Raw genomic sequence first — 8,939 nt, 5'->3', positions numbered from 1 at the left:
CATCGACGAGTACTTATTCCTCGTTCATCCCAGGATCGCCGGCCACGGCCCGACCCTGTACGAGAGCGGGCTGCTCAGCACGCGACGGCTTGATCCGATCTCGGTGAGGCCGCTGCGCAACGGGACGGTCGCCATGCATTACCGCCGCGGGCGCTGAGTCGGATATAGGTCAGATTGTCTTACGATGGGCTGCGTGCGCGTTATGCCGGCAGTGAGGTGGACAAAGCGTTGGAAATCGCAGGAAGAATTGAAGTTCAATGGCCTTGAAGTGTTTCATTAGCGGCATTTACCTACAACTCCGCACTCCTACCCCAGCTTTCACCTCCCCACCAGCCCCCATAGCCATCTCAAAAAACCCCCTCACCAACTCCCCACTATCCCTCTCCCGGCAAGCCAGCATCAACTCCGTCACCGCCCCCGCATCCGCCAACGTCCGATACCGCACCCCTTTAACCCGAATCGCCGAAAACGACTCCGGCAATATCGAAATCCCGCACCCCGCCGCCACCAGCCCGATAATCGTCGACCCTTCCCCCGCCTGCAGCGCCACCTCCGGCACGAACCCCGCCTCCCTGCACAGCTGCAGCACCTGGCGCTGAATGCCAGTCCCTGCATCCGGCAGGAAGGTTACAAAGGGATGACTCGCCAAATCCCCCACCCGGATCTTCCGCTGCTTCAGCAGTGGATGCCCCACCGGCGCCACCAGCACCAGCGGTTCCTGGCGTAGGCTGACGATGTGGATGTTGGGCGGCGTCTCGCCGGCAGGTGGGCGCAGGAAGCCAAGGTCGATGACGCGGTCGGTGATTGCTTGCAGCTGGCGCATCGTGGTCAGGTCGATCATCGTCAGCGTCACTTGCGGATACTGCTTGCGGTACGCATTCACCACCCGGTTGAACACGTCGGTAAGCGGCGTGGACGCGGTGAAGCCAATGCGCAGTTCGCCTACTTCGCCGCGCTCGGCACGGCGGGCCGTGGCGCTGGCCTGGTCGGCTAGGGCCAGGATGCGGCGGGCATCGGCCAGGAACAGGCGGCCGGCTTGGGTCAGGCGTACCCAGCGCCGGGTGCGTTCCAGCAGGCGGGCGCCCACTTCCTCCTCCAGCAGCCGGATCTGCTGGCTCAGCGGCGGCTGCCCCATGTGCAGCCGCTCGGCGGCGCGGGTGAAATGCAGCTCCTCGGCGACGGCGACGAAGTAACGAAGGTGGCGCAGTTCCATGTTCTGTAAGACTTTCAAAGTATCAATACAGCCAGAAAGATATATTGGACGGTATAACAGCGCAATCCTAAGATGAAGCATTCGACGCATGTCCGTCGTCACTTACCAAGGAAACATGCTGTGCCGCATTCATCAGGCAGTCCCGCAACATCAGCCATGCCAGTACCACATCCTTCTTCGCCCGCGGCCGCCATCGTGGCGCTGGCTATCCCTTCGGCAAGTGCCGGCAGCCGGCTGCCCAAGCTCTCATCACCCGTTTTCGCCATGCCCGTGCTGAGTCCGACTTCACCCGCCACCACCATCTCGATTCCTTCTGCACCCGCTGCCACCATTCCCATGCCGTCTGTACCCGCCGCCATCCCGGTGCCGGCCCCGTCTGCATCCGCCGACTTACCACCCAAACTGCAGCGCGGCACCAAAGCCTTTCGCAATGCCAACCGCGCGTTGTTCCTCGGTGGTTTCGCCACTTTCGCGCTGGTGTACTGCGTGCAGCCGCTGCTGCCCGTGTTTGCCCGTGAATTCGGCGTGTCGGCGGCGCATAGCAGCTGGTCGCTATCAGCCTCCACCGCTGCGCTCGCACTGTCGCTGCTGCTGGCCAGCATGGTGTCGGACCGGTATGGCCGCGCCGTCACGATGAGTTCGGCGTTGATGCTGTCCGCGCTTTGCGCGATCGCTTGTGCCCTGGTCGGCGATTTTAGCCAGTTGCTGCTGCTGCGGGTGCTGCTGGGCATTGCCGTGGCCGGCATCCCGGCGGTTGCCATGGCCTATCTCAGCGAGGAATTCGACCCTGCATCGCTGGGCTATGCGATGGGCCTCTATATCGCCGGCAATGCGCTGGGCGGCATGACGGGCAGGGTGGCAACCGCGCTGCTGGCGGACTACCTGGGCTGGCGTGGCGCGCTGGCGGCGATCGGCGTGCTGGCGTTGCTGGTGGCATTGGAATTCCGGCGCAGTCTGCCGCCGTCGCGACACTTCCAGCCACGTGCGGTGCGGCTGGCCACGCTGGCCAGCGGCACCATTGGCCATTTCCAGGACCGCGGCCTGCCACGGCTGTTCCTGATCGGCTTCCTACTGGTGGGCGTGTTCGTCAGCGTGTTCAACTACCTTGGCTTTCGCCTGCTCGGACCGGAACTCGGCATGAGCCAGTCGGCGGTCAGCCTGGTGTTCTCGCTCTACCTAATGGGCATGTTCAGCTCGGTCTGGATCGGCCGCCTGTCAGACCGGCTGGGCCGGCGTCGCGTGCTCTGGATCGTGGTGCTGACCATGCTGGCCGGGCTGTTGCTGACGCTCTCGCATGCGATTTTCCTGATTGTGCTCGGCGTGGCGATGCTGACTTTCGGCTTCTTCGGCGGTCATTCGGTCGCGAGCAGCTGGGTCGGCCGCCGCGCGCTGGAAAACCGGGCGCTGGCCTCGGCGCTCTATCTGTCCTGCTATTACCTCGGCGCCAGCGTGATCGGCTCGGCGGCAGGCTGGGTCTGGGAAGCCGGCGGCTGGCCGGGCGTAGTGGCCGCGCTCGGCGCTTGCCTGGGTCTAACGCTGCTGCTGTCGCTCTCCCTGCGCAAGCTGCCGGCGCTGGCATGAGCCCGTTGCAGCAGCTTGCCTGCCGGCAGCCCGGCTTGTCCGGGTCTTGGTCAGGTGTGCGATTGGCTTGACAGTCCAGGCAGCGTCGTTAGGCTGGGCTGTTCCGGGGCGTAATGCCCGTCACCGTCCACGAACTGGGAGATAGCCATGGAACAAACATCGGCGATGTCCGCTGAAATGAAGCAATGCCTGGAAAACTGCCTTGCCTGCCACCGGCTCTGCACCGAAACCGCTGCCCATGTAATGCATGGCAGCCATCCGCATAGCGAAGCCAAGCACCTGGTAGCGCTGCTGGACTGCGCGCAGATCTGCCTGACCCATGCCGACTTCATGGCCAGGCGCTCGCCGCACCATGCCCATCTGGCCGGGGAATGCGCTGAGATCTGCGCCGCCTGCGCCGCGCTGTGCGAAGAGCATGAGGATCCCGACGGCGAAATGCAGCTGTGCGCCAAGGCGTGCCGGCGTTGCGCTGAAAGCTGCTCGCAGATGCACGGCATGCACTGAACCGGAGGACAGCCATGAACAAACTGATGATCATGCTTGCCGCCGCCATGCTGGCCAGCCCGGCGCTTTCCGCCGACCGCAGCGCGCAGCCGTCCAAGGCGAATGCGGCGCCGCTGGAAGCGCCCCGCGATACCTCACGGGAATGCAACCAGCAGGCCACGGACAAGGGCCTCAAGGGCGAGCAGCGCAAGGCCTTCCTCAACAGCTGCATGAAGAATGTCGGCAACGCCACCACGGCGCCGCAGTCGCTGGGCGACCCGAGCAAGCCGGCCTTGCAGACGTCCAAGCCCTGAGCCGGCGCGGAGAAGGCAAGGGCATGGGTATGATGCGCATACCTCATTTCCCTTGCCGTCCGCATGGCTCGTTTTCCGCCTTCACCTTGCCAATGTCTGCGCCGCGCATTGCTGGCGGTGCTGCTGTGCCTGCTGACGGCCTGCGGCACGCTGCCGCCGCTTGAGCCGCGCAGCCAGTCGCATGCCTATACCGATACCGCCGGCACCCGGCTTGGCCGGGTAATCACGCCGCTGGCGGCTGTCCATCCGGGCCAGTCCGGCATCCATCCGCTGCTCGATGCGCGCGACGCCTTCGCCGCGCGGGTGCACCTGGCGCAGACGGCCGAACGCAGCCTGGATGTACAGTACTACATCTGGCATAAGGACATGACAGGCACCCTGTTGTTCGACGCCTTGCGCGCAGCCGCAGAGCGCGGCGTGCGGGTGCGGCTGCTGCTGGACGACAACAACACCAGCGGCCTGGACGCCACGCTTGCGGCGCTTGACGCCCATCCCGGCATCGAGGTGCGGCTGTTCAACCCGCTGACGGCGCGCAACTGGCGCTGGCTGAACTACCTCACCGACTTTCACCGCGCCAACCGGCGCATGCACAACAAGTCCTTTACCGCCGACAACCAGGTTACCATCATCGGTGGCCGCAATGTCGGCGACGAATACTTCGGCGCCACCAGCGGCGTGCTGTTCTCCGATCTGGACGTAATGGCGATCGGCGCGGTGGTGCAGGCCGTGTCCGACGACTTCGACCTTTACTGGCGCAGCGCTTCGGCCTATCCGGCGCCGCTGCTGCTGGGCTCGGCTGCGCCCGATGCGCTGGCCAAGCTTGAGACAGAGGCCGCTCAGCTGCGCACTGAAGAGGCCACCTCGGCCTACATGCAGGCGCTGCGCGCTTCCTCCTTCGTGCAGGAACTGGCTGCGGCCAGGCTGCCGCTGGAATGGGCGGTCACGCGCATGGTCAGCGACGACCCGGCCAAGGCGCTGGGGCGGGCCGAGCCGGCAGGGCTGGTGCCGCAAAAGCTCAAGGCGCTGATTGGCGATCCGGTATCGCGTGTCAGCCTGGTGTCGCCCTATTTCGTGCCGTCGGAAAGCGTCGAGTTCTTCAGCGAGCTGGCCGACCGCGGTGTCGAGGTCGATATCCTTACCAATGCGCTCGAAGCCACCGATGTGGCGGCCGTGCATGCCGGCTATGCCAAGCACCGCGAGCCACTGCTCGAGGCGGGCGTGAAGCTGTATGAACTCAAGCGCCTGGCGCCGCGGCCAGCTGGCGAGCGCGAAGCGGCGCTGCGCGGCAGTTCATCGGCCACCAGCCTGCATGCCAAGACTTTCTCGGTCGACCGCAGCCGGCTGTTCGTCGGTTCCTTCAATTTCGACCCGCGCTCGGCACGCTTGAACACCGAGATGGGCTTCGTGATCGACAGCCCGACGCTGGCGGGCCAGCTCGACGCTGCCTTCGTGCAGCGTATTCCGGCCAGCGCCTACCAAGTGCAGCTGGGCAAGGACGGCCGCCTGTTCTGGACCGAACAGCGCGATGGCCAAACTATCTTCCGTGACACCGAGCCCGGCGCGACGCTGTGGCAGCGCTTCACCGTCTGGCTGCTGTCGTTGCTGCCGATCGATTCGCTGCTTTAACGCGCTTATCCGACGTTTCCGGCATCGCTGCTCTACTTGCCTATGCGCGCCTTCCCGCGAGCGAATTTGGGCAGATAACGCTGCATGCATGCTTTCAACGTCATCGACTCGCATTTGATGCAGCGTAAAGCCGATGCAATGAATCCATTCATTGCCAGAAAACTGTCAACTATTAAACAACTTATCCGTTAATCACTCTGAGCCATGGGCTCATCACAAAAAAACTCAGGAGAATAATCATGATGAAAACGTCCTTCGCACTGTTTGCCGCCGCCCTGTTTTCCGTGAGCGCCCATGCGCAGACAGCGGCTCCAGCAGCGCCCGCCAAGTCCGGCGCGCCAGCGGCAGTGGTCACCCCGGGCGCAACGAGTTGCGAAGCGCGCGCGGTGTCTTCCAGCGGTAAGCCATTGACCGGCGCCGCCAAGGCGTCCTTCGTCAAGAAATGCGAGGGTGGTGGATCGGGGGCAGCGTCCTGCGAAGCCAAGGCTGTCGGCAAGAATGGCAAGCCGCTGGCAGGCGCGGCGAAGACGTCGTTCATGAAGAAGTGCGAGGCGGACGCGGCGAAGTAGGAAGCCCACTTCATCGATCCACGGCCTGCGATGGCGAACATGGGGTAACATGATCGTGGCGCGGGCCGCGTCTGATTTGGCAGCGCTGCACATTCGTGGCGCCGCTTGCATTTCTGCTGATTGGCCTCGGCTATTCCTCTGAATCCGCTCTAGCTCCTTGGGCTTGCAGATCCTGTCTTCATGCCATGCTGCCAGGTAAGGTGCAGACAGCCCTCTGCACCGTGAACGAGTGTCCATTTCAATGTGGTAATGCGCTGCCAAGTCATCCACGCCGTGCAATGCCGGTCACAAGCAGCAGTTTGTCCATCATCCGTTCAAGCCTGCGCCAGATAGATTGACCGGTTCCGGCGCTGCCGAAAAAAAGGCAGTGGTGCCGTTCAGCGATGGGGGCAGGACCAGCTCGGCTATTCCCCTTTTTTCGGGTTAAGACACTGAAGCTGCGCAGTTGCCTGGCGCTCACGTCTCTTGCGTCGCACAGGGACCCAAATTCCCGCCTCAGCCCGCAAGCGCAGACTGCCTCTGGTCTTCAGCCAAGCACGCCCGCCAGAGTTTTTTCGCGCTGGAAAGCACAGGCACTGAGCATCGTCAGCAAGCCGCTTGCCTATGTACTCCAGGATACAGACAGGCAGCATCCCCGCGTCTACGATATTTCCTTTGCTCTTCGGAGACAGCGCGGGATGACCGCCCATGGCCGGCTGGTTCCGCAACGGAATCCGGACAGCAAGGTAATGCTGCATTGACGATCGGAGGCGAGAATCAAAATGCATACGCCAATCAATGTTCTCAGAAACCGTGCCCTACGCTTTGAATACAAGGGCTGCAGAGTGGAAATCCTTACCGAGAAAAGGGGCGGCCGATGGGCATGGTCGTTCATTGTCAACGGCACCAAGGCCAGGGCGAGCCGGCAGACCTGCTGGGAAACGCCGGCGTTGGCAGCCGACGCGGCTAAGACCGAGGCTTGCCGCTTCATCGACAGGGAAATCTGACGGCGGCAAAGGAGCCAATGCCCGCCAGCCTGACTTCCGGCAGCGATGCATCGCGTAACGGCAGGCGTGCATGAGCCTGGACAAGGCACACCCTGCGCCGGCGCGACAAGACATGGCATGCGCGGCAAGATATCCGGCTTGACTGTCCCTGACTGCATGCATGAAACAGCACCACGTCGTGTTCGCCACCGCCGGCTCGCTAGGAGATCTGTATCCCTTTCTTGCCATCGGGGTAGAACTGCAGCGGCGCGGCTACAAGGTGAGCATCGCCACCAGCATGGAGCACCGCGACAGGGTGGAATTGGCCGGCCTGGCATTCCGGCATATGCGGCCCGATCCGCCGGGCGCGCCCGATGCGGCCGCCTTCTTCGCGCGCTACATGCATCCCAAAACTGGCGCTGAGTTTGTCTATCGTGACTATCTCTCCCCGGCGATACGGCAGAGCCATGCCGACCTGTTGTTCGCCACCCGAGATGCCGACCTGCTGGTCAGCCAGTCGCTGATGGCAATGGCCGCGCCGCTGGTGGCCGCCAGCACCGGCCTGCCCTGGATCTCAGCCGTGTTTCAGCCAATGACGCTGTTCTCGCTGCACGATCGCCCCGGCTATTTGCCAGTGCCCTTGCTCCCGGACCTGTGCGCCCGCTATCCCGAGCTCCATGCCAGAGTGTTTTACTACGTGCGCAAGCACACCCGGCAATGGGTCGCGCCGGTAGCGGCGTTCAGGCAGGAACTAAGGCTCGATGCCGAACCGCATCCGATGTACGAAGGCCAGCATTCGCCGCGCCGGGTGCTGGCCATGTTTTCGCCGCTTCTGGGCGGGCGGCAGCCGGACTGGCCGGCCTCTGCCGTGCAGACCGGCACGGCAGTCTACGTCGGTGGGCAGCAGGCCCTGCCGTCGGCGTTGCAGGCTTTCCTGGAACGGCGCGACAGGCCGCTGGCGGTATTTACGCTATCCTCAGCGCCAGGCGTGCCGGGCGACTTCTACCGTCATGCGCTGGCCGCGGCGGCAAGGGAGGGCATGCGGGCGCTGCTGGTAACCAGCGGCCTGTCGGCATCGGCGCGCCTGCCGTCACCCTTGCCGGACTGGGCGATGCGGGTCGATTACGCGCCGTTCGATGGGGTGCTGCCACATGCGGCGGTGATGGTGCATGCGGGCGGCATCGGCACCATCTTTCGTGCGATGCGGGCGGGCGTGCCGCAGGTCATCATGCCGCAGGCGCACGATCAGGCGGATAATGCGCGGCGGCTGGCGCGGCTGGGCGCGGCCCGCGTGATTCCCGCCAGGCGCTTTGGCGCGGGTGTGCTGGGAAGGGCGTTGCATGCAGCGCTGGCCGACACAGGCGTGCGCGCCAATGCCGAGAGCCTGGCTGCGCTGGCGCGCCAGGAAGATGGCGTGGCGCGTGCCTGCGACGAGATCGAAGCGCAGCTTCGGATGCTCGGCGGGCATGGCCACCATACACAGCGGGGAACGCCATGCGCAGCGCAATCCGACATGCAGCCCGACGGCACCTGACGAACAACAGAAGGAAAGCAATGACCGCAATGAATGCAACGACCTCATCGATAGCGCCAGTCGACCTGCCCAAGGCCTACCGGCTGATCAACCACGGCCCCACCGTGCTGGTGTCGGCGCGGCATGAAGGCGTGGCCAATGTAATGGCCGCGGCATGGGCCTGCGCGCTCGACTTCACGCCGCCCAAGCTGACCGTGGTGCTGGACAAGGCCACCCGGACCCGCGAACTGATCGAGCGCAGCGGCGCTTTCGTGATCCAGGTGCCGACCGTGGCTCAATTGCAGCTGACCCAGCAGCTGGGAAGCTGCAGCCTGTTCAACGACCCTGGCAAGCTGCGGCATGCCGGCGCAGAACTGTTCGCCATGGATGGATATGACTTGCCATTCGTGGCCGGCTGCTCGGCCTGGCTGGCCTGCAGGCTGATCCCCGAGCCGCACAACCAGCAGGCCTATGACCTGTTCATCGGCGAAGTCGTCGGCGCCTGGGCCGATACCCATGCCTTCGTCAATGGCCGCTGGCATTTCGAGCAGGCCGATCCTAAATGGCGCAGCCTGCATCATGTCGCCGGCGGCCATTTTTATGCGACCGGCGAGCCGATGTCAGCCGGCGACGGGGATTGACACTGTCGCCAGCGAAGAACCGACAGGCCTGTGG

General features: G+C 64.2%; 9 protein-coding genes. 8 read left to right on the top strand and 1 reads right to left on the bottom strand.

Annotated elements, in window-relative coordinates; genetic code table 11:
- Positions 1-286: 286 nt before the first annotated feature.
- Entirely contained in the window at positions 287-1,213 is a 927-nt protein-coding gene (locus tag KTQ42_RS23810; protein ID WP_217348078.1) for a LysR substrate-binding domain-containing protein, read from the bottom strand.
- Positions 1,214-1,369: 156 nt separating this feature from the next.
- On the opposite strand from KTQ42_RS23810, the gene KTQ42_RS23805 reads away from it, so the two are divergent.
- The 8 genes from KTQ42_RS23805 to KTQ42_RS23770 all read left to right on the top strand — a co-directional run bounded on the left by KTQ42_RS23805 (position 1,370) and on the right by KTQ42_RS23770 (position 8,905).
- Positions 1,370-2,794: an MFS transporter gene (locus tag KTQ42_RS23805; RefSeq protein WP_349292193.1), complete on the top strand. Its 1,425-nt coding sequence runs from the start codon at positions 1,370-1,372 to the stop codon at positions 2,792-2,794.
- Between the two features lie 147 nt (positions 2,795-2,941).
- Complete coding sequence (locus KTQ42_RS23800) at positions 2,942-3,298, top strand: four-helix bundle copper-binding protein (protein WP_217348077.1); 357 nt, start codon at positions 2,942-2,944, stop codon at positions 3,296-3,298.
- A gap of 14 nt (positions 3,299-3,312) precedes the next feature.
- A complete protein-coding gene (locus tag KTQ42_RS23795) occupies positions 3,313-3,591 on the top strand; it encodes a PsiF family protein (protein WP_217348076.1) in 279 nt (92 codons plus the stop codon).
- A 63-nt stretch (positions 3,592-3,654) separates the two neighbouring features.
- A complete protein-coding gene (locus KTQ42_RS23790; protein ID WP_217348075.1) occupies positions 3,655-5,217 on the top strand; it encodes a phospholipase D family protein in 1,563 nt (520 codons plus the stop codon).
- Positions 5,218-5,459: 242 nt separating this feature from the next.
- Positions 5,460-5,786 (top strand): hypothetical protein, encoded by a 327-nt coding sequence (locus tag KTQ42_RS23785; protein WP_217348112.1) that lies wholly within the window; start codon positions 5,460-5,462, stop codon positions 5,784-5,786.
- 761 nt (positions 5,787-6,547) lie between these two features.
- On the top strand, positions 6,548-6,772 hold the full coding sequence (locus KTQ42_RS23780; RefSeq protein ID WP_217348074.1) for a hypothetical protein: 225 nt from the start codon (positions 6,548-6,550) through the stop codon (positions 6,770-6,772).
- Between the two features lie 160 nt (positions 6,773-6,932).
- Positions 6,933-8,285, top strand: a complete 1,353-nt coding sequence (locus KTQ42_RS23775; RefSeq protein WP_217348073.1) for a glycosyltransferase — start codon at positions 6,933-6,935, stop codon at positions 8,283-8,285.
- Positions 8,286-8,314: 29 nt separating this feature from the next.
- The gene (locus tag KTQ42_RS23770) at positions 8,315-8,905 is read left to right on the top strand and encodes a flavin reductase family protein (protein WP_217348111.1); all 591 of its coding nucleotides are present in this window, start codon (positions 8,315-8,317) and stop codon (positions 8,903-8,905) included.
- The last annotated feature ends 34 nt before the right edge of the window (positions 8,906-8,939 follow it).

The sequence above is a fragment of the Noviherbaspirillum sp. L7-7A genome (genome assembly GCF_019052805.1).
In the GTDB taxonomy this organism is placed as follows: domain Bacteria; phylum Pseudomonadota; class Gammaproteobacteria; order Burkholderiales; family Burkholderiaceae_D; genus Noviherbaspirillum_A.
Note: the sequence above shows the minus strand (reverse complement) of the source record. Positions and strands in the feature narration are given on the sequence as shown.

Excerpts from the sequence above, each read along its gene's own strand:
- KTQ42_RS23785 (WP_217348112.1), top strand. The coding sequence starts at position 5,460 with ATGAAAACGTCCTTCGCACTGTTTGCCGCCGCCCTGTTTTCCGTGAGC.
- KTQ42_RS23790 (WP_217348075.1), top strand. The coding sequence starts at position 3,655 with ATGGCTCGTTTTCCGCCTTCACCTTGCCAATGTCTGCGCCGCGCATTG.
- KTQ42_RS23805 (WP_349292193.1), top strand. The coding sequence starts at position 1,370 with ATGCCAGTACCACATCCTTCTTCGCCCGCGGCCGCCATCGTGGCGCTG.
- KTQ42_RS23810 (WP_217348078.1), bottom strand. The coding sequence starts at position 1,213 with ATGGAACTGCGCCACCTTCGTTACTTCGTCGCCGTCGCCGAGGAGCTG.
- KTQ42_RS23775 (WP_217348073.1), top strand. The coding sequence starts at position 6,933 with ATGAAACAGCACCACGTCGTGTTCGCCACCGCCGGCTCGCTAGGAGAT.
- KTQ42_RS23780 (WP_217348074.1), top strand. The coding sequence starts at position 6,548 with ATGCATACGCCAATCAATGTTCTCAGAAACCGTGCCCTACGCTTTGAA.
- KTQ42_RS23795 (WP_217348076.1), top strand. The coding sequence starts at position 3,313 with ATGAACAAACTGATGATCATGCTTGCCGCCGCCATGCTGGCCAGCCCG.
- KTQ42_RS23770 (WP_217348111.1), top strand. The coding sequence starts at position 8,315 with ATGAATGCAACGACCTCATCGATAGCGCCAGTCGACCTGCCCAAGGCC.
- KTQ42_RS23800 (WP_217348077.1), top strand. The coding sequence starts at position 2,942 with ATGGAACAAACATCGGCGATGTCCGCTGAAATGAAGCAATGCCTGGAA.